The organism is Streptomyces sp. NPDC093546 (genome assembly GCF_044765045.1).
Classification (GTDB): domain Bacteria; phylum Actinomycetota; class Actinomycetes; order Streptomycetales; family Streptomycetaceae; genus Streptomyces.
Genome location: NZ_JBIWJG010000014.1, coordinates 26180 through 45902, shown reverse-complemented (window position 1 = coordinate 45902; position 19723 = coordinate 26180). Strand labels below are relative to the sequence as shown.

15 protein-coding genes are annotated in these 19723 nt (G+C 69.8%); 8 read left to right on the top strand and 7 right to left on the bottom strand.

The window, feature by feature from the left end:
• Position 1 precedes the first annotated feature (1 nt).
• The 3 genes from ACIRNI_RS26210 (at position 2) to ACIRNI_RS26200 (ending at position 2036) form a co-directional block, all read left to right on the top strand.
• The gene (locus ACIRNI_RS26210; protein ID WP_403554894.1) at positions 2 to 775 is read left to right on the top strand and encodes a DUF3710 domain-containing protein; all 774 of its coding nucleotides are present in this window, start codon (positions 2 to 4) and stop codon (positions 773 to 775) included.
• Between the two features lie 145 nt (positions 776 to 920).
• On the top strand, positions 921 to 1319 hold the full coding sequence (locus tag ACIRNI_RS26205; protein WP_355356880.1) for an OB-fold nucleic acid binding domain-containing protein: 399 nt from the start codon (positions 921 to 923) through the stop codon (positions 1317 to 1319).
• A 3-nt stretch (positions 1320 to 1322) separates the two neighbouring features.
• Positions 1323 to 2036: a DUF3159 domain-containing protein gene (locus tag ACIRNI_RS26200; RefSeq protein WP_403554892.1), complete on the top strand. Its 714-nt coding sequence runs from the start codon at positions 1323 to 1325 to the stop codon at positions 2034 to 2036.
• Between the two features lie 102 nt (positions 2037 to 2138).
• Here ACIRNI_RS26200 and ACIRNI_RS26195 read toward each other — a convergent pair whose 3' ends face one another.
• Together ACIRNI_RS26195 and ACIRNI_RS26190 are read right to left on the bottom strand one after the other, a co-directional pair.
• Positions 2139 to 2819, bottom strand: a complete 681-nt coding sequence (locus ACIRNI_RS26195; RefSeq protein WP_403554890.1) for a potassium channel family protein — start codon at positions 2817 to 2819, stop codon at positions 2139 to 2141.
• Positions 2819 to 3487, bottom strand: a complete 669-nt coding sequence (locus ACIRNI_RS26190; protein ID WP_355356886.1) for a TrkA family potassium uptake protein — start codon at positions 3485 to 3487, stop codon at positions 2819 to 2821. Before ACIRNI_RS26190 ends, ACIRNI_RS26195 begins: the two co-directional genes overlap by 1 nt.
• A gap of 242 nt (positions 3488 to 3729) precedes the next feature.
• Between ACIRNI_RS26190 and ACIRNI_RS26185 the strand changes: the two genes are divergently transcribed.
• Entirely contained in the window at positions 3730 to 5796 is a 2067-nt protein-coding gene (locus ACIRNI_RS26185; RefSeq protein ID WP_403554887.1) for an APC family permease, read from the top strand.
• Positions 5797 to 5863: 67 nt separating this feature from the next.
• Positions 5864 to 7189, top strand: coding sequence for a class I SAM-dependent RNA methyltransferase (locus tag ACIRNI_RS26180; protein WP_403554885.1), 1326 nt, complete (start codon positions 5864 to 5866; stop codon positions 7187 to 7189).
• 186 nt (positions 7190 to 7375) lie between these two features.
• Here ACIRNI_RS26180 and ACIRNI_RS26175 read toward each other — a convergent pair whose 3' ends face one another.
• A complete protein-coding gene (locus ACIRNI_RS26175) occupies positions 7376 to 8485 on the bottom strand; it encodes an AraC family transcriptional regulator ligand-binding domain-containing protein (RefSeq protein WP_403554883.1) in 1110 nt (369 codons plus the stop codon).
• A gap of 766 nt (positions 8486 to 9251) precedes the next feature.
• On the opposite strand from ACIRNI_RS26175, the gene ACIRNI_RS26170 reads away from it, so the two are divergent.
• The 3 genes from ACIRNI_RS26170 to ACIRNI_RS26160 all read left to right on the top strand — a co-directional run bounded on the left by ACIRNI_RS26170 (position 9252) and on the right by ACIRNI_RS26160 (position 14784).
• A complete protein-coding gene (locus ACIRNI_RS26170; protein WP_403554881.1) occupies positions 9252 to 12575 on the top strand; it encodes an ALF repeat-containing protein in 3324 nt (1107 codons plus the stop codon).
• Positions 12576 to 12669: 94 nt separating this feature from the next.
• Entirely contained in the window at positions 12670 to 13179 is a 510-nt protein-coding gene (locus ACIRNI_RS26165) for a hypothetical protein (RefSeq protein ID WP_403554879.1), read from the top strand.
• A 69-nt stretch (positions 13180 to 13248) separates the two neighbouring features.
• Positions 13249 to 14784, top strand: a complete 1536-nt coding sequence (locus tag ACIRNI_RS26160; protein ID WP_403554877.1) for an FG-GAP-like repeat-containing protein — start codon at positions 13249 to 13251, stop codon at positions 14782 to 14784.
• A 325-nt stretch (positions 14785 to 15109) separates the two neighbouring features.
• On the opposite strand, the gene ACIRNI_RS26155 is transcribed toward ACIRNI_RS26160, so the two are convergent.
• The 4 genes from ACIRNI_RS26155 to ACIRNI_RS26140 all read right to left on the bottom strand — a co-directional run bounded on the left by ACIRNI_RS26155 (position 15110) and on the right by ACIRNI_RS26140 (position 19719).
• The gene (locus ACIRNI_RS26155) at positions 15110 to 15940 is read right to left on the bottom strand and encodes a pectate lyase (protein ID WP_403554875.1); all 831 of its coding nucleotides are present in this window, start codon (positions 15938 to 15940) and stop codon (positions 15110 to 15112) included.
• A gap of 75 nt (positions 15941 to 16015) precedes the next feature.
• Positions 16016 to 16876, bottom strand: coding sequence for a hypothetical protein (locus tag ACIRNI_RS26150; protein ID WP_403554873.1), 861 nt, complete (start codon positions 16874 to 16876; stop codon positions 16016 to 16018).
• Positions 16873 to 17439 carry a SigE family RNA polymerase sigma factor gene (locus ACIRNI_RS26145; protein WP_403554871.1) on the bottom strand — a complete coding sequence of 189 codons (567 nt, stop codon included), beginning with the start codon at positions 17437 to 17439 and terminating at the stop codon, positions 16873 to 16875. The genes ACIRNI_RS26150 and ACIRNI_RS26145 overlap by 4 nt, the downstream gene beginning before the upstream one ends.
• A 201-nt stretch (positions 17440 to 17640) precedes the next feature.
• Positions 17641 to 19719 carry a pectinesterase family protein gene (locus tag ACIRNI_RS26140; RefSeq protein ID WP_403554869.1) on the bottom strand — a complete coding sequence of 693 codons (2079 nt, stop codon included), beginning with the start codon at positions 19717 to 19719 and terminating at the stop codon, positions 17641 to 17643.
• Between the last annotated feature and the right edge of the window lie 4 nt (positions 19720 to 19723).

Below are 19723 nucleotides of genomic sequence, written 5' to 3'. Positions count from 1 at the left end.
CGTGTTCGGACGTCGCAAGAAGAGCAGGGCCGCTGAGGACGCAGCGGACGTGGCGCGCGAGGCCGAGCAGGTCGTCGACGAGGTCGACACCGACGACGCGGCGCAGGACGAGCCGCGCCGCGTGAACCTTCCGCCGGCGCCCCGGCCCGACGGGCCCTGGGACATCTCCGAGGTCTCCCGGCCCGACGAGGGCCGCGTGGACCTGGGCGGCATGTTCGTGCCCGGAGTCGAGGGCATGGAACTGCGCGTGGAGGTCGCGGGCGACGCGATCGTCGCCGCGACGGTGGTGCTGCGCGACAGCGCCATCCAGCTGCAGGCGTTCGCGGCGCCGAAGAAGGAAGGCATCTGGGGCGAGGTCCGCGAGGAGATCGCCTCCGGCATCACCCAGCAGGGCGGCGTCATCGACGAGGTCGAGGGCCCGCTGGGCTGGGAGCTGCGCGCCCAGGTCCCGGTGCAGCTGCCCGACGGCACCGGCGGCGTGCAGCTGGTGCGCTTCGTCGGTGTGGACGGGCCGCGCTGGTTCCTGCGCGGCGTGATCTCCGGCCAGGGCGCGGTGCAGCCGCAGACCGCCGGGCTGCTGGAGCAGATCTTCCGCGACACCGTGGTCGTCCGGGGCGAGGGCCCGATGGCGCCGCGCGACCCGATCGTCCTGAAGCTGCCGAACGACGCGCAGATGGTGCCCGAGGGCGTCCAGCAGGAGGACCAGGAGTCCTCGCGCTTCTCGGGCGGCATGGGCCAGCTCCAGCGGGGCCCGGAGATCACCGAGGTCCGCTGAGCCGACCGGGGTATCGCCCGACGGGGCGTGGGCCTGACGGGGCGCGGGGTTGGGCACGGCCGAGGCCAGTGGGGTCCCTCCCCGCGCCCCCTACACCACGAACGGGGCATGGGCTACCGCTGAGAGCCCTAGGTACGCTTTCTGTATGAGTGCTGCACCGCGTACAGACAAGCCGGCCGGCCGGTTCCGCCGCATGCTCGACCGGCTGTCCAGCTCCCAGGGCGACCTGGAATCCGAGGAGCTGCAGGAGGACGCCCAGGCGTCCGGGTGCACGCCCATTTCGGCTTGCTCCGACCGGCAGATCGTCACGGTGACTGGTACCTTGCGGACGGTCACCCTGCGCCCGCGGGCCGGCGTACCCGCGCTGGAGGCCGAGCTCTTCGACGGGACCGCCCCGCTGGACGTGGTGTGGCTGGGCCGGCGCTCCATCGTGGGCATAGAGCCCGGACGCAGGCTCATCGCCTCCGGCCGGGTCTCCATGAGCCACGGCCGCCGGGTCCTCTTCAACCCCAAATACGAGCTCCGACCGCTCGGACAGGAGTAGCCGGTGACGTCTCCCGACACGCCGACCCCCGACGACAACAAAGCCGTGACCGAAGCCGCCCTGTTCGACGCCTTCGGCGGCGTACGGGGCATGGTGGAGACCGTCCTCCCCGGCCTGCTCTTCGTCACGATCTACACCATCAACAAGGACCTCCACCTGTCCGCGCTCGCGGCGCTCGGGGTCTCCCTGCTGCTGGTGGCCGTACGGCTGGTACGCCGGGACACGGTCAAGCACGCGTTCAGCGGTGTCTTCGGCGTCGCCTTCGGCGTGATCTTCGCGATGATGACCGGCAACGCGAAGGACTTCTACCTGCCGGGCATGCTGTACACGCTGGGCCTCGGCCTCGCCTACATCATCACCACGCTGGCGGGCGTCCCGCTGATCGGCCTGGTCCTGGGCCCGGTCTTCAAGGAGAACCTCTCCTGGCGGACCCGCAACCCCGGCCGGAAGAAGGCGTACGCCAAGGCCAGCTGGGCCTGGGGCCTGATCCTCCTCGCCAAGTGCGCGATCCTCTTCCCGCTGTACTGGTGGGCCGACACCACGCAGCTCGGCTGGGTCCTCGTCGCCCTGAAGATCCCGCCGTTCCTGCTGGCGGTGTACCTGACGTGGGTCTTCCTGAAGAAGGCGCCGCCGCCGATCGACGTCTTCGCGGAGATGGAGGCGGAAGAGGCCGCGGAGAAGGCCCGCAAGGCGGCGGCCCAGCACAACGAGGTCTGACGGCGAGGTCCTCGCGACCGCGCGCGCCGAAGGGCCCCGGCGTACCGCGCGAGCGGTACGCCGGGGCCCTTCGTCTGCGCCGCGCGGCGCGGCGCCCCGGGCTCAGCCCGTCGTGTCCTGGCCCTGGCGGACCGACAGCAGGTCCTCCAGCTGCTCCTCGCGCGCCTGGGCCGCGACGAAGAGCAGTTCGTCGCCCGCCTCCAGCGTCTCCTCCGGGCTCGGCGTCAGGACGCGCGAGCCGCGGATGATCGTCACCAGCGAGGTGTCCTGCGGCCACGCCACATCGCCCACCTGCGTACCGGCGATCGCCGACTCCGGCGGCAGCGTCAGCTCGACGAGGTTCGCGTCGCCGTGGCTGAAGCGCAGCAGCCGGACGAGGTCGCCGACGCTCACCGCCTCCTCCACCAGCGCCGACATCAGGCGCGGCGTGGAGACGGCGACGTCGACGCCCCACGCCTCGTTGAAGAGCCACTCGTTCTTCGGGTTGTTGACCCGCGCGACCACGCGCGGCACCCCGTACTCGGTCTTGGCCAGCAGCGAGACGACGAGGTTCACCTTGTCGTCGCCCGTCGCCGCGATGACGACGTTGCACCGCTGCAGCGCCGCCTCGTCCAGCGAGGTGATCTCGCAGGCGTCGGCCAGCAGCCACTCCGCCTGCGGCACCCGCTCCACCGAGATCGCGGTCGGCGCCTTGTCGATGAGCAGGATCTCGTGCCCGTTCTCCAGCAGCTCGCCGGCGATGGAACGGCCCACCGCGCCGGCGCCCGCGATAGCGACGCGCATCAGTGACCGTCCTCCTCGGGGCCGGCGGCGAACGCCGCTTCGACCTTCTCGATCTCGTCCGTACGCATCATCACGTGGACGAGGTCGCCCTCCTGCAGCACCGTCTGCGACGTCGGCAGGACCGCCTCGCCGAGCCGGGTGAGGAACGCGACGCGGACGCCCGTCTCCTCCTGCAGCCTGCTGATCTTGTGCCCGATCCACGCCGCCGACGTGTGCACCTCCGCGAGCTGCACCCCGCCGCTCGGATCCCGCCACAGCGGCTCCGCGCCGGACGGCAGCAGCCGCCGCAGCATCTGGTCGGCGGTCCAGCGCACGGTGGCGACCGTCGGGATGCCGAGGCGCTGGTACACCTCGGCACGCCGCGGGTCGTAGATCCGCGCCGCGACGTTCTCGATGCCGAACATCTCGCGCGCGACCCGCGCCGCGATGATGTTGGAATTGTCACCGCTGCTCACCGCGGCGAACGCCCCGGCCTCCTCGATGCCCGCCTCACGCAGCGTGTCCTGGTCGAAGCCGACCCCCGTGACGCGCCGCCCGCCGAAGCCCGAGCCCAGGCGCCGGAACGCCGTGGGGTCCTGGTCGACGACGGCGACCGTGTGCCCCTGTTGCTCCAGGGTCTGCGCGAGTGCGGCTCCCACGCGCCCGCAGCCCATGATGACGATGTGCACGCCTGGTTACCCCGCACTCCTGGTGACTCTGCCGACGAAGCCGACCTGCGTAAACACCCTGCTCACTTCTCTCTCTCAGCCTGCGGTGCGGTGTTGCCCGATGACGAGCTTATGCCGCCACGCCGTTCGTACCCGCATCGGCGCAGGCGTACGTGCTCCGGTGGAGACGTCCGGCAGAGATTCCGTGGTGGTAAGAGGTGGCGGGTGGGCGCGTCCCTTTTCGAACGCTTACGATCCTCTGCGTGTCCAAACTGACCGACGTGCCCAAACGGATCCTGATCGGCCGGGCTCTGCGCAGCGACAGGCTGGGAGAAACCCTTCTCCCCAAGCGCATCGCGCTCCCCGTCTTCGCCTCCGACCCGCTCTCCTCGGTGGCGTACGCGCCAGGCGAGGTCCTCCTGGTCCTCTCCATCGCGGGCGTGTCGGCGTACCACTTCAGCCCGTGGATCGCCGTGGCCGTCGTGGTCCTGATGTTCACGGTCGTCGCGTCGTACCGGCAGAACGTCCACGCCTACCCGAGCGGCGGCGGCGACTACGAGGTCGCCAACACCAACCTCGGCCCCAAGGCCGGACTCACCGTCGCCAGCGCGCTCCTCGTCGACTACGTCCTGACCGTCGCCGTCTCGATCTCCTCCGGCGTGGAGAACCTCGGCTCGGCCATCCCGTTCGTCGTCGAGCACAAGGTCTTCTCGGCCATCGCGATAATCCTCCTCCTCACGATCATGAACCTGCGTGGGGTGAAGGAGTCGGGCAAGCTCTTCGCCATCCCGACGTACGTCTTCGTCGCCGGCGTCTTCATCATGATCGCGTGGGGCGCCTACAAGGGCATCGTCCTCGGCGACGAGACCATGAAGGCCCCGACCGCCGACTTCGAGATCAAGCCCGAGCACCAGGGGCTCGCCGGCTTCGCCCTCGTCTTCCTCCTGCTGCGCGCCTTCTCCTCCGGCTGTGCCGCGCTGACCGGCGTCGAGGCGATCAGCAACGGCGTGCCCGCCTTCCGCAAGCCGAAGAGCAGGAACGCCGCCACCACCCTCGCCCTCATGGGCGGCCTGGCCGTCACCATGTTCTGCGGCATCATCGGCCTCGCCATGGCCACCGACGTGAAGATGGCCGAGCAGCCCGCCCACGACCTGCTGCGCGACGGCGTGCCGGTCGGCCCCGAGTACGTACAGAACCCGGTGATCTCGCAGGTCGCGGCGGCCGTCTTCGGCGACGGCACCTTCTTCTTCGTGCTGCTCGCCGCGGCCACCGCGCTCGTGCTGTTCCTCGCCGCGAACACCGCGTACAACGGCTTCCCGCTCCTCGGCTCGATCCTCGCCCAGGACCGCTACCTGCCGCGCCAGCTGCACACGCGCGGCGACCGGCTCGCGTTCTCCAACGGCATCGTGCTCCTCGCGGGCGCCGCGATCCTCCTCGTCTGGCTGTACGGGGCGGACTCCACCAAGCTCATCCAGCTCTACATCGTCGGCGTCTTCGTCTCCTTCACCCTCAGCCAGACCGGCATGGTCCGGCACTGGAACCGCCACCTGCGGACCGAGACGGACCCCGCCGCCCGCCGCCGCATGATCCGCTCCCGCGCGATCAACACCTTCGGCGCCTTCTTCACCGGCCTGGTCCTGGTCGTCGTCCTCGCGACGAAGTTCACGCACGGCGCCTGGGTGGCCCTGCTGGGTATGGTGATCTTCTACGGGACGATGACCGCGATCCGTAAGCACTACGACCGGGTCTCGGAGGAGATCGCCGCCCCCGAGGGCCCCACGGACGACACCGTCCGCCCGTCCCGGGTCCACTCCCTGGTCCTGGTCTCCAAGGTCCACCGGCCCACGCTGCGCGCCCTCGCGTACGCGCAGCTGATGCGCTCCGACAAGCTGGAGGCGCTCAGCATCAACGTCGACCCGGCGGAGACCAAGGCGCTCAAGGCGGAGTGGGAGCGGCGCGGGATCAACGTCCCGCTGAAGATCCTCGACTCCCCCTACCGCGAGATCACCCGCCCCGTCATCGACTACGTCAAGTCGCTGCGGCGCGAGAGCCCGCGCGACGCGGTCAGCGTGATCATCCCGGAGTACGTGGTCGGCCACTGGTACGAGCACCTGCTGCACAACCAGAGCGCCCTGCGCCTCAAGGGCCGGCTGCTGTTCACCCCGGGCGTGATGGTGACCTCGGTGCCATACCAGCTGCGCTCCTCGGAGCTCGCGAAGAAGCGGGCCAAGAAGCGCCAGGAGTGGAACGCGCCGGGCTCGGTGCGCCGCGGCATGTTCGACGAGCGCCCGAAGGAACAGACGGCGAAGGAACCGACGGCGAAGGGATGAGCCCCGGCCACGTAGACTGGTGGGCTGCCGCCCCGGCAGCCCTGTCTACTTCTGGAGCCACCCCGCCATGCAGAACGCACCTGACTCGTCACTCGTCGGTGAGGAGTACGAGGTCGAGGTCGGCCCCGTGGCACACGGCGGTCACTGCGTCGCCCGCACCGACGAGGGCCGCGTGCTCTTCGTCCGGCACGCGCTGCCCGGCGAGAAGGTCGTCGCCCGCGTCACCGAGGGCGGCGCGGACTCCCGCTTCCTGCGCGCCGACGCCGTCCGCGTCCTGGAGGCGTCGAAGGACCGGGTCGAGGCACCCTGCCCGTACGCCGGGCCCGGCAAGTGCGGCGGCTGCGACTGGCAGCACGCCAAGCCCGGCGCCCAGCGCCGCCTGAAGGGCGAGGTCGTCGCCGAGCAGCTCGAGCGGCTCGCCGGCCTGACCCCCGAGGAGGCGGGCTGGGACGGCACCGTCATGCCCGCCGAGGGCGACAAGGTCCCGGCCGGCGAGGTGCCGGCGTGGCGGACGCGCGTGCAGTACGCCATCGACGCCGACGGCCACGCGGGCCTGCGCAAGCACCGCTCGCACGAGGTCCAGCCGATCGACCGCTGCCTGATCGCGGCGCCCGGCGTCAGCGAGCTCGGCATCGAGAAGCGCGACTGGTCCGGCATGGAGGCGGTCGACGCGATCGCCGCGACCGGCTCGCAGGACCGCCAGGTCGTGCTCACCCCGCGCCCCGGCGCCCGCCTCCCGCTCGTCGAGCTCGACAAGCCGGTGTCGGTGCTGCGGGTCGCCGAGGACGGGGGAGTGCACCGCGTCCACGGCCGCCCCTTCGTCCGCGAGCGCGCCGACGACCGCACGTACCGCGTCGGCAACGGCGGCTTCTGGCAGGTCCACCCGAAGGCCGCCGACACCCTGGTGCGCGCCGTGATGCAGGGCCTGCTGCCCCGCAAGGGCGACACCGCCCTGGACCTCTACTGCGGCGCGGGCCTCTTCGCGGGCGCGCTGGCCGACCGCGTCGGCGACAAGGGCGCGGTCCTCGGCATCGAGTCGGGCAAGCGCGCGGTGGAGGACGCCCGCCACAACCTCCAGCACTTCGACCGGGTGCGCATCGAGCAGGGCAAGGTCGAGCAGGCCCTGCCGCGCACGGGCATCACCCAGGTCGACCTCATCGTCCTGGACCCGCCCCGCGCGGGCGCCGGCAAGCAGACGGTCAAGCACCTGGCGGGACTTGGCGCACGGAAGATCGCCTACGTCGCCTGCGACCCGGCGGCCCTGGCCCGTGACCTCGCGTACTTCCGCGAGGCGGGGTACAAGGTGCGGACGCTGCGGGCGTTCGACCTGTTTCCGATGACGCACCACGTGGAGTGCGTGGCGATTCTGGAGCCGGTGAAGAAGGACGCCTGACCTGCGGGTCTGCCCGTGCGCATGATGTGCGGTGTGGGCGTTACGGGCGATATCTTGACGTTGAAATGACCTCGTGACGCTCATACGACGCTCGTTCTGACGGGGCGTCACTTGGCATATCGTGCAGGTCATGCCGGGTGGTCAGCGAGCGGGCGGGTCCCCGCTCCCCGATCCGTAACCGTCCGGTCATTCCACGAGGGGGCACCCGGGTGGAGTGGTGTTGCACCCGCACGCGTGTGGGCCCGAAGCGCTGTTCTGGGTGGCGGACGGTGCCCGATCCCCAGCCCTGCGGACTTCGCGCGGGGCCTGCCCCTCCCAGCGGCGCACCGCACGCCGCAATACTCGGACATCGCTGTATCCGACCCGGCCCGCGATCGACCGCAGGGGCAGGTCGGTGGTGCGTAGCAGTTCCAAGGCGTGCTCGTGCCGTACGGACTCGACTTGCGCACGCCAGGTCGTGCCGTTCTCGGCCAGCCGTCGCTGGAGCGTGCGGGGACTCATCGCCAGACGACGGGCCACGTTCTCCAGGCTTACGGTGTCCTCCTGGAAGGCCGCGGTCAGAACCGTCCGGAAACGGTCGTGCCACCGCAGTACGGGCCGGGATGCCGCCAGTACCAGTTCCGCGTGGTGCGCCAAGAGCCGGTCCATGCCCGGTTGGGCCTTGGGCAGCGGCGCGCGTACATCGTCCTCGCCGAAGGCGATCGAGTTGTACGGCGCATCGAAGTGAATCCGGTCGGTGCCGAAGAATCGGGCCAGTTGCCGGGCTCGCGGTGGTGGGCGATGGGTGATGGTGACGTGGGACGGGACGATATGGCGGCCGGTCGCGGCCCGGGCTCGGGTCAGGAAGAGCGAGAGGGCGAAGAGGTCGACCGCCTGCACCACGTCCGGCCCCCAACTGCCTGTGACATGGCGGACGGTGAAGTGACGTCCGTCCTCCTCCACGATCAGTTTCTCGGCGGCCGGATCGCCGATGGCGGCTATGAGATCCACGGCCTGCGTGAGGGACTCGCGCAGGGTGGGCCCCGTGGTGATCAGGTAGTCCCAAACGCCGAAGGTGCCGATCGGGGCGTCCTCGACGACCAGAGCACCGATGAGCGTGCGGGGTTCCATCAGAACCAGGTTCTCCCACACCGTCACGAGTGACGGGGTCGAGATTCTTGCCAGGTCGTTGCCCAGTACGTCGGCGGCGAGGTCGGGCAGGCGTGCGAGCTTGCCCGTGTTTGCACCGGTCACCGCGCCGACGAGGGAACGCGCGAGGTGGGCCGAGACCGTGCCGTCGATACCGGAAGACTGCATAGGAAGGCACAGGCTAACAGATGTTGCGAACTGGCTTTCGAAGCATCCCTGTTGGGCGGGTGGTCCTTCGTGGCGAGGCACAACGGGCGCGCTTCGACGCGGCGGGCTCCCGGGTGGCGCGTCCGGTCCTCAACGTGGCACCCAGAGGCACTTCTGCCTTCCGCGGGCAGTGCCTACGTTGATCTCAACCACGGCTTACGGACCGAGGGCCGGGCACCTTCCCGAGGCTCCCCCGGCGACCCCGCGTGCCCCAGGCACCGCCATACCTCGGTGGACCTGAGCATTCGAACGAACGGAAGCGATATGGCGCTCTCCACCGACCACTGGCAGAAGCGTCTCGACGAGCCGCCGTCCGAGCACTTGGAGGCCACTGCGACGCTCCTGGCAACGCGTACGCGTACCGATGGGCGCGGGTGCACCCACCCATCGACGCGGTCGACGTGGCCGTGCCCGGACACCGAAGTCGTCTACGAGTCCGTGTCTAGCCAGAGTTGGAATTGCTGGACGAAGCAAGGCGGTCCGGTGGCTGCGGTGGCGATCGTCCCTGTACCAGTGGCGCAACCAGGACCACAAACGCCACCCGAGTACCACCTAACGGTGGCGTTCGGCCAAACGTGAGCCTTCTGAGCAGCGTGCAGCTCGGTCAACGGCCCATTACTCATTGTCCCGACTACAGGCCCGTCGGCCTGCATTGTCGTATCCCTAGGGGGAATCACACGTGTCGTCGTCGCCGTCGTTTTGGAGCAGACGCCGGATACTCACCAGCTTGGCCGGGGCAACTGCTGTCCCCGCCCTGCCGTCCATCCTCACCCTGACCGCCAGCCCCGCCCGTGCCGCTGAGAACAGCGCCAGCGGCACCGGTAGCGGTCTGCCCGACACCGATCGAGGCAAGGCCGTGTGGGCGTACAAGACGGGCGGCCGGGCGGTCCGCGAGGCCGCTGCCGCCGCCCTCGCCGGTTCTCCTGCCGCTGTCTCCGCCTTCCTCGCGAGCGAGCTGCCCGTCGCGAAGGCGGACGACGACCGCTTCGGCATCCTGACCGTCCTCCCCTACGCGGACAAGTCGGTCCGAGATTCGGCGAACGTGGCGTTGTCCGCTGGGGATGCGGCGATCGCCTCCTATCTGCGCGACGGCTACACGCAGTCTCTCGAGACAGATCTGCGGGCAGCGGTGCTCACCGTCATGAACAACAGCGGCCCCGCTGTCAAGCGGGAGGCGACCAAGGCCCTGGAGTCGGGCACCCAGGTGGCTCTGAGGAAATTCCTGGCGGAAACACAGCACACCGCGCAGCAGGAGGACGAAAGGGCCGAGGTCTTCACGATCCTCACCACCGCCTCCCCCGAGGTCAAGAAGTACGCGGAGCGCGCCCTGAGCGACGGATCGCCCCAGGCGATCCACCAGTTCCTCATTTCCGGCCAGTACATCGCACGCGCCCGCGACGAAGAAGCTGCGACGATCGACCAGCTGGTCAAGATCGTGATCCGGGAGGGCAATCGGGCGAAGCTGCAGACGGAGCAGGCGGTTGCCGCCTCCAACCGGGCGAAGGAAGCCGCCGAGAAGGCGAAGGCCGCTGCTTTGAAGGCGGCGGATGAGGCGAGGGCCGCCCAGAACGACGTACAGAAGTCGGCCAGGGCGGCGAACGACGCCGCGAGCGCCGCACGGGGTGCCGCCAGCGCCGCCAACACCGCGATCTCGGCATCCCGTACCGCTCAAGCCGCCTCAAGCCGCGCGGCGCAGGCCGCGCAGGCCGCTGCCGGCGCCGCCGCCTCCGCGGGCAATGCCGCCTCCCGGGCTTACAACGCCGCCATCGCTGCTTCGAAGGACGCCACCAAGGCCTCGGCCGCGCGCCAGGCCGCCCAAGGTGCACGCGACGCGGCCGGTCGCGCGCGTACCGCGGCCGCAGCCGCCGACCAAGCTGCTGTTGCCTCCCAGCAGGCGTCCTCCGCCGGATCCGCTGCCGCGGGCGCGGCCCAGAACGCCGCGGCTGCTGCCAACGCCGCCGCCGACGCCGCCGCCTCCGCCGGCATCGCCCAGTCCCAGGCCGCCAAGGCGAAGGCAGCGGCGGCCGAGGCCGACGCCTCCGCCGCACGGGCCACTCGGGCCGCGAACACCGCCCGGACCTTGGCGAACAGGGCCGCCACTGCCGCCGGTGTGGCACGTGACGCCGCCAACAGCGCTGCCTCTCACGCGGAGAAGGCTGCGGTCGCGGCGGACGACGCCGCCGCGAACGCAGGCAAGGCGATCGAGTACGCCAAGCGGTCCACCGCTTATGCGGAGGCCGCGATGCAGGCGGCGAACACGGCTGCCAACGCGGTCAAGGAGGCCCAGGCCGTGGAGCAGGCGGCCCGGGCGGCGGAGACCGCCCGTATCGCCGAGGACACCGAACTGGGGATCACGGAGGCCCGCCTCAGCGCGCAGGCCGAGATCGACGAAATCAACCGGGCCACCAGGGAGCGCACGCAGGCGGACAAGACCGCCACGGACATCAAGGACCTCATCGCGGCCGCCGCGACGGCGTTGCAGGGCGGTGACATGGCCACGGCTGTCGCCACCGGCCGGAAGGCCGCTGTCAGGCTCCTCGACTCGACGGGCACGTGGACCCGGCAGGCCGCTGAGTTCGCCCTTGCCGGCTCGGACCACGACGTCGCCAACTGGATCGACGCCGACCGTCTTCTCGCTGAGCAGCAGGATGACCGGGAGACCGTTCTGACCATTGCCAGGGCGGGCTCGGCGGCCGTCGCCGAGGCTGCCCACCAGGCACTGGCGAGTGACGACCCGAACGCCGCCCGCAACTTCCTCACCCTCGGGGTCATCGAAGCCGCGGCGACGCAGAACCGCATCACAGTGTTCGAGATTCTGAACCAGAATCCGGGCAAGGCCGTCAAGGCCAAGGCCGAGTCAGCGCTGAACGATGGAAGTGCCGTCGCCCTGCACCGCTTCCTCACCGTGGAACTGGTGGAGGCAGTGAAGCAGGACGACCACGTCGAGGTGTTCAGCCTCCTCTCCTCCGGTGGCCTTTACATGAGGTCGGCCGCGCAGATCGTGTTGGAGGGCCCCGCCCGCATGCGGCGGCACTTCGTCCTCCGTGACAAGTTCAACATCGCCCGTCTGGACCAGGATCACGCCACCCACGTCGCCGCGATCCGCGCGGCCATCGCTCACGCCGCCAAGGTCGCGGCGAAGGCCCTGCAGGATGCCGCACTGGCTTCCAAGGCGGCAGCGGAGGCCCGCCAGGCGGCAACGGAGGCGTCAGCGTGGGCGGCGAAGGCACAGGGCTACGCCGAGGACGCTGCCAAGTCGGCGCAGGAGGCGAAGACGAACGCGGATGCCGCTGACGCGTCGGCAGCCGCGGCGGCCCAGTCGGCGGCAAGTGCGAAGCAAGCGGCATTCGTGGCCCAGGGCGCGGCCCGTTCCGCGAACTATTCGATGCGGCAGGCCATGTCGTCGGCGCAGCAGGCGGTTTCCTTCGCGTCGGACGCGCAGGCCTCCGCCACTTCGGCGCAGGCCTCTGCCACTCAGGCCGGTCAGGACGCGAAGGCTGCGGCTGATGCCGCCAGTGGAGCCCTCCACACCGTGACCGTCAAGCGGAAGGCCGAGGCGGCTGCAGCGGCGAAAGCGGCTGCCGAGCAGGCGAAGCAGCACGAGGAGAACGGGACCAATCCCTCCCAGAATGCCGACCAGGACAATCCCTGGTACGTGGACTGGGAACTGTGGCCTGAGGATGTCAACAGCGACAAGAACTGGGCGTCTGTCACCGGGCACTGGAGCACGCTGGTCGGCACAGCCGCGCTCGCGTGCGGGCTCGCGGCCCTGCTGCCGACACCGCTCTCACCAATGCTTGGAACGGCCGCTGTCGTGCTCGGTGGCATATCCGTGGCTCTTCAAGGTGCTAGCGCCTACTTCAACGGAGAGGCGTACGGGTGGGACAGCAGTGAATTCCACACCGCACTCGGTCTGTTTGTCCTTGGTGGCGCATTTTTCGGCAGGGGACGCATTTTCGGAAAGTTTGGCATGGAAAAGGAAATCGGCGCCAAGGTTGCAGGGACCGCTGAAGACCTGACGACCACCATCATCGGCTGGGTGACCTGGTAGAGAAAGCGGCAGCGCCGCTGTCGAGGCCACCCCGACTGACTCACGGAATAAGTGAGATACATCCAACGTCCTCTGCATTCGAAGGAGCAATGGTATGAAACTTGCCCAGCGCCTGATCGCGACCGGTACGGCGGCCATGGCGTGTGTCGCCGTCGCGGTCGGTGTCACCGTGGCACACGCGAGTGAGATCCCGGCCACTGGCGCGGCCGGGGTTGCCGGGGACCTGCCGCCCTTTGCCATCGAAGACTTCGGCTATCCGGATGCCGCCAGGATTCAGGCCGAACTCGGCCTCACCCTCAAGCGCGGTGACGGGCACATCACTCTTGCCGACTGCGCTTCCGGCACGGGTCTGATGGAGGTGTATTCGCGGACCAAGGGGAAGATCTGCTTCCGCGCCACCGGGAAGACCGGATACCTCAGCTTGGAAATACCCACGGTCTACGGGATGAGGGGCGACGCCTCTCACCAGACCGACGTGAAGCTGACTGCCGACGGCAGCGAGCAGAACATCTCCGTGGCTCCGAACGAATGGAAGGGCGTGGGAGAAGCAGCCGACCCGGAGCGGCGCGACCACGTCCTCGTCGAAATCTCCATTTCCGAGTAACCATCCTCGTCACATCTGCGCCCGTCACACACGGTCGGAGCGCCCTGACTCGTCACATCGGAGAACTTCATGTCACACACGCGTAGGCGCAGAGTCTGGATAGGCGGCGCTGCCGTCGTCGCAACGGTAGCCGGGAGTCTGGCCGCTTCACCTGTGCAGGCGCTGCAAGGAACCGCGGCTGACGCAACTGCCTACACCTACACCGCCAGGCTCGTGCTCGGGAAATCCGATCGCGCGTGCACGGGAACGCTCGTGGACCCCCGCTGGGTCCTCTCCGCGGCGAGCTGTTTCGCGGACGCGACGGGCAGCGTTCCGTCCGGCAATCCCCGGACCTCCACTACCGTCACGGTCGGCCGGTCGGACCTGACCCAGACCACGGTCGGGGCTACCCGGACCGCGGTCGAACTCGTCCCGCACCCCGACCGGGACCTGATCATGGTGAAGCTGAACCTCCGCGTGACCAACGTGAAACCGGCCGCCCTGGCCGCTGCTCCCGCGGTGGTCGGCGAGACCGTACGGGCAGCCGGATTCGGCCGCACCAAGACGACCTGGGTACCCGACAAGCTGCACACCGCGTCCTTCACCGCGGCCGGCGACGGCTCCGCGAACGTCGGTCTTACGGCATCGGGCGACGCCGTCATCTGCCAGGGAGACACCGGCGGCCCCATCCTGCGCGAGACGGGCGGCACCCAGGAACTGCTCGCCGTCACCAGCAGGTCGTGGCAAGGCGGATGCCTCGGCACGCCGCCGACCGAAACCCGCACCGGCGCCACCGCCACACGCGTGGACGACATACGCCCCTGGATCAGGAACACGGCGTTCGCCGCGCAGGGTGACCTGACCGGCGACAAGATCGCTGACCTGGCGGCCGTCTGGAACGACGGCACCCTCCACACCTACTCCGGCAAGGGCGACGGTCAGCTGAACTCCCAGGTCCCGCAGTTGGGCGGGACTACCTGGTCGACCATCAAGCACGTGGTCAAGGACGACTTCACGGGCGACGGCATCGCCGACCTCATGGCTGTGTGGAACGACGGCACCCTCCATATCTACACGGGCAAGGGCGACGGCCAGCTCAACAACGGCGTAACCGTCGCGCAAGGCGGCAACACCTGGGCCACCATCAAGCAGGCCGCCGCGGGCGATTTCACGGGCGACGGCATCGCCGACCTCATGGCCGTGTGGAACGACGGCACCCTTCACATCTACACGGGCAGGGGCGACGGCCAGCTCAACAACGGCGTAACCGTCGCGCAAGGCGGCAACACCTGGGCCACCGTCAAGCAGATGACCGCGGGCGATTTCACGGGTGACGGCATCGCCGACCTCATGGCCGTGTGGAACGACGGCAGCCTGCACTCCTACTCCGGCAAGGGCGACGGTCAGCTGAACTCCCAGGTCCCGCAGTTGGGCGGGACTACCTGGTCGACCATGAAGCACGTGACCGCGGGCGACTTCACGGGCGACGGCATCGCCGACCTCATGGCCGTGTGGAACGACGGCACCCTCCACGTCTACACGGGCAAGGGCGACGGCCAGGTCAACAACGGCGTCACCGTCGCGCAAGGCGGCAACACCTGGGGTACGACCAAGCAGATGGCGTAAGCGAGGGCCACGCAACATCTCATGGCGGGCGTGCCCGAGGCCATCTGGCCTCGGGCACGCCCGTTGCCGCGTGATCACTCGTCGCCGGCCACACACCCCGTGACGTGCTTGCGGTAGGTCGCGACGCAAGTCCACGGAGACGTGCACGACGTGCTCGTGGATCCGTGCATGCCGCGCCCGGCCCCAGGTTGCCGCTGCTTTTGGCGCAAACGCCTGGTTGCCGAAGCTCAAGCACGCCGATCTGCCCGTACACCTCGTCCCGGCGAGCATCGTCCCGTGCCGACGCCGACGTACATCGGTCGGCGGTACGGCTCGGTCGTACGGCTCAGTTGTACGTGATGTCCGATGCCGAGAAGCGGCACGTGGTGCCGTCGGGGCCGCTGCCCAGCTGGGTGGGCTCCTTGCCGGTGTTGTTGCCCTTGAAGCGCACGCAGGTCTTGATCTTCTTCTTGGCGTCGCCGTGGATCCGGATCTTCGACAGCGTCGCGGTGTCGCCGTAGTTCTGGTTGACACCGACGATCGAATTGCCCGGCGCGGTCACGTCGATGTCGCTCAGCACGATCGTGCGCTTGTACTGCGTCTTGCAGTTGCCGCACGAGCGGACCAGCTTGCCGAAGCCTTCGACCTGGAAGCCGGTCACGGTGAGCTTGCCGGCCCCGTTGAACTGGAGGACCTTGTCGTCGGCCTTCTTCGCCCCGCCGCCGATGACGTTGTACGTCGCCGAAGCCGACTTGCCCTTGAAGGTGGCGGCGTCCTCGCCGACGTCCAGCCACCACACGTTCTGAAGCGTGCAGCTGCCCTTGCAGTGGACGCCGTCGGCGGCGGGCGTGCCGATGATGACGTTCTTCAGGACGGCGCCGTCGGCCAGCTCGAAGAGGGGGGACTGACCCTCGTCCTGGCCGCTGCCGCCCAGGGCGCCGGTGCCGTAGAACTTCTTCATCCCGCCGTCGTACTCACCGGACACCGGGATGGTCTTCGGTACCGGCTTGCTGCCGGTGTCCGAGGGCCAGGCCGCGGAGGCCCCGGCGGGGGACAGCATCGTCGTGGTGACGATCGCCGCACCGGTCAGCCCGAGGGCGGCGGCTCCGCTGATCACCGCCCGGCGCGTGGTGACGCGGCGACGGTGGCGGACGCGCTGTTCAGCTCGTGCAGTCATGCCCATTCCTTGCGTGGGGGAGATCTTGCGATGTCCAGTCGCCACGGGTGGGGAAAAGGTTGCCGCGTTCCGTGATCAGTTTTCGTGCCGGGCGAAGTCGCCCGACACGGCGAGCTGTTCGCTCCGTGTCCGGGCGGTGGCCGCGTAGCGGTCGTCCCGGGCGTCCCGGCCACCGCGGGCGTGGTGGTACTGCCCGGCGAACATCCACTGGCCGGCCGGGACCGTACGCCCCTGCTTGAGCACCCAGGTGTGGACGAGGTAACCGTCCTTCTCCGCGATCGTCAGGGTGAAGTCGTCCTCGGGCAGCGACCGCCAGGCACCGGTGGAGGCGACGCCGCCGGTCTGGGCGATGCGCAACTCGACGGTCAACGCGGTCAGTTCCTCGCGCGTCTTGAGGGTGACGTTGCTCTGCGCCCAGAAGTCGTTGCTGTGCGGGTCCACGGAGCCGTCCGACCACAGCGGCCCGTCCTGCTCACCCGCGCCGGGTACGCCGGCACCGGGCCCAGGTGACGGGGAGGCGCTCGGCTCGCGGGGCTCGCGGGAGGTGCTCGGCGTGGGCTCCACGGGCGTCGGGTCCACGGGCGTCGGGGCCACCGGCGAGGGCACCGGGCGCGTCGCGTCCGCCGACGGGGCGGGCGTGGAGGTGGGGGCGGGTGTCGGCGGGACCGCGACCGTCTGCTGCGGAGGCCCGTCGTTCACCACGGAGGCCACGCCGTAGCCGCCGGCGGTGAGGATCCCCGCGACCATCGCGGTGACGCCGGCCGCCCGCACCCAGCCGAACCGGGGCGGACGGGCCGCTCGGGAGCGGGCCGGGTCCACCTGCGCCATGCCGCGTTCGAGCCGTGCCAGGATCCGCGCGCGGTCGGGCCGGTGCGCCCCGGCCGCCTCGTGCAGCCGGGCGCGCAGCTCGTCGTGCACGTCCCGCCGCATGGTCATCGGTCCCTTCCTCCGGCAGTCCCGGTACGTGCCATCGCCGTGTGCACCTTACGCGGAGCACCCTGCGCCCCGAGCAGCCGCTGCAGCTCGGCCATCCCCTTCGACGTCTGGCTCTTCACCGTACCGACCGACACGCCCAGGGCCAGCGCGGTGTCCTTCTCGGACAGGTCGAACGCATGGCGCAGTACGACACACGCCCGCTTCCGGAACGGCAGCCTGCGCAGCGCCCCTTGTACGTCGACCACCCCGGCCACGTCCGGATTCTCGGTCCTCTCCTCGCGCTGCGCCCAGAACAGCGCGACACGCCGCCGCTCGCGCACCGCTGTGCGGATCCGCGTCCGGGCCAGATTGGCGACCACGCCCCGCGCGTACGCCACCGGATGCTCGCTCGCCCGCACCCGGTCCCAGCGGTGCCACAGCGCGAGCAGCGCATCCGCCGCCAGGTCGTCGGCGGTATCCGCTTCACCGGTCAACAGGTGTGCGAGCCGGGCCAGTTCGGCGTAGTGCCGCTCGAAGAAGGCATGGAACTCCACGGAGGCGGCGTCGTCGACGACTGTGCCCACGGGTGATGTCTCCTCGCAGCGACTTCGGGGCCCCCGGGACCGGGCGCCTGCGCGTCATGTGTTCGACATGTGAATGTCCGGACGAGATCCGGAAGAGTAGCAGTGAGCAACCGCTTGGTCTGCATCGCCTGCTCCCTCACGGCACTTCCGGTCCCGGTCGGGCGCTCCAAGCCCCAGCAGATCCGGCACAGCGCCGTGGGATCAGGCGCCGGAGGGCTGCCAGTCGCCGAACCAGTCCGCCGTCTCCTGGGCGGCGGCCTGGGCGTCCGTCAGGTGCGGGCGGTCACCGTGGGCGGGGCCCGCGCCCGGGCCCTCGTTGTTGTACTCGGCGAAACGGTCGTTCTTCCAGGAGAAGCCGCCCATGTCCGTCCAGGGAGCGGCCTTGACGGCCGCGCCGAGGACGCTGTCGCGGATGGTGGTCTGCGGGTCGAGGCTCGCGTCGCCGCCGGCGTGCCAGGGGCGGCCGAGGAAGAAGCTCCGGGCGGCCACGTCGCCGTCGATGGTGGTGCGGGTGATGAGGAAGCCCTTGCGGCCGGCGGGGGTGCTGGGCGCGGTGACGTACCCGGCCGAGGTGCCGTTCCAGCGCTTCTTCAGGGTGAGGACGGACTTGTCGATGACCGCGGTGGCGCGGCCGAAGACGAAGTCGGTGTTGCCGATGACGTAGGAGTTGGTCAGGTACACCCGGCCCGTGCGGTCCTTGCCCGCAGTGTCGAGGAGCAGGGTGTCCTGGTCGCCGCTGATGATGAGGGCGTCCAGGCGGATGCGGTCGGCCGCGGTGCGCAGCGCCACCGCCTGATGGCCGTTCAGGTGCTGGTGCCTCGCCTCGTCGAAGTCGTTGGAGATGGTGAGGTTGCGGGCCTGGAAGTCGTCGGCCTCCACGGCGACGGTCGCGCTGCCGCCGGTGCCGTACGTGCCCGAGCCGTCCGGCTTGGTCATCCCCGAGGCGTGGCCTTCGACGATGACGGTGTCCTTGCGGCTGCGGCCCGTGCCCTCGAACGTGATGTGCGGCTTGTTCGCCGGGACCTTCACCGTCTCGCGGTACGTGCCGGGCGCGATCCGGATCACGACGCGCGAGGTGTTGCCCGCCGGGACGGCGTCGACGGCCTTCTGCACGCTCGTGTACCGGCCGCTGCCGTCCTTGGCCACGGTCAGGGTGCTCTGCGCGGCGGTGGCCGCCGATCCGGCGCTCACGGTCGTGCCGATCGAACTCCGCGGACCCGCGCCGGCCTTGAGGAGGGCGGGAACGTCGGACGCTTGGTCGAGGCGGTAGGTGTAGTACGCCTTCGGATCGAACGCGGCGCCGCCACTCTCGTTGCGGCCGCTGGTGCGGGCGAAGACGTTGCCGCGCTGGACCAGACCGGCCGTGCCGTCCTTGATGACGGGGTTGTTCACGCCCTGGAAGTAGCTGTTCTCCAGGACCATCCTCGTCCTGCCGCGCGCGTAGTTGCCGTAGGACGACGTGATGCCGGTACCCGGGTCGTCCTGGAGGTAGTTGTTGTAGAGGTGGGCGCGCGCGACGTTGTCGGTCGACGGGTTGCGCTGCTCGGTCTCACGGAACCAGTTGTGGTGGATCGTCAGGTTGGCGGTCGTGTTCTCCGTCCAGCCGATGCCGAACGTCTTGTTGTTGTCGCTCAGCCTGTTCCAGGACACCGTCACGTAGGTGGTGTCCTTGCGGCTGTCGATCAGACCGTCGGCCATGCGGCGCAGGTCGTTGTGGTCGATCCACACGTGGTGCGCGCCGTCCATCTGGATGGCGTCCCAGTCGTGTTCCTTGTCGTTCCAGATCCCTTGGTACGCATCCCGGATCGTGAGGTTCCTGATGATCACGTTGTGCACGCCCTGGCCGAGGAAGAAGCCACCGCCCACGATCTGCCCCGAGGCGCCCGCGCCGACGATCGTCTTGTCGGAGGCGACCTTGATCTCCTTGCCCTTGGGGTTCATCGCGATCGTGGCGGCCACCACGATGACGTACGGTTCCCGGGCGGTCGCGTACTTCTCCAGATCGGCGAGGGTGCGCACGGTGACCGTCCTGCCGCCCCTGCCGCCGTACGTTCCCTTCTGCCCGAGCGCGTGGACCGACGCGAAACCGTCAGCGGTGTCGTCGGCCCAGTCCGGCGCGGGGGCCGCCGCGGCCTTCGGCCGCGCGTCCTCTCCGAAGACCCCGAAAGCCGTGCCGTAGGCCATGGCCCCTGCGGCGGCCAGCGCCAGCGGGACCCCTGCCAGCAGGGCCGTCTTCCTTCTGCGGTGTCGCGCCTTGCCGTGGCCGCGCTGCTCAGTCATGCGT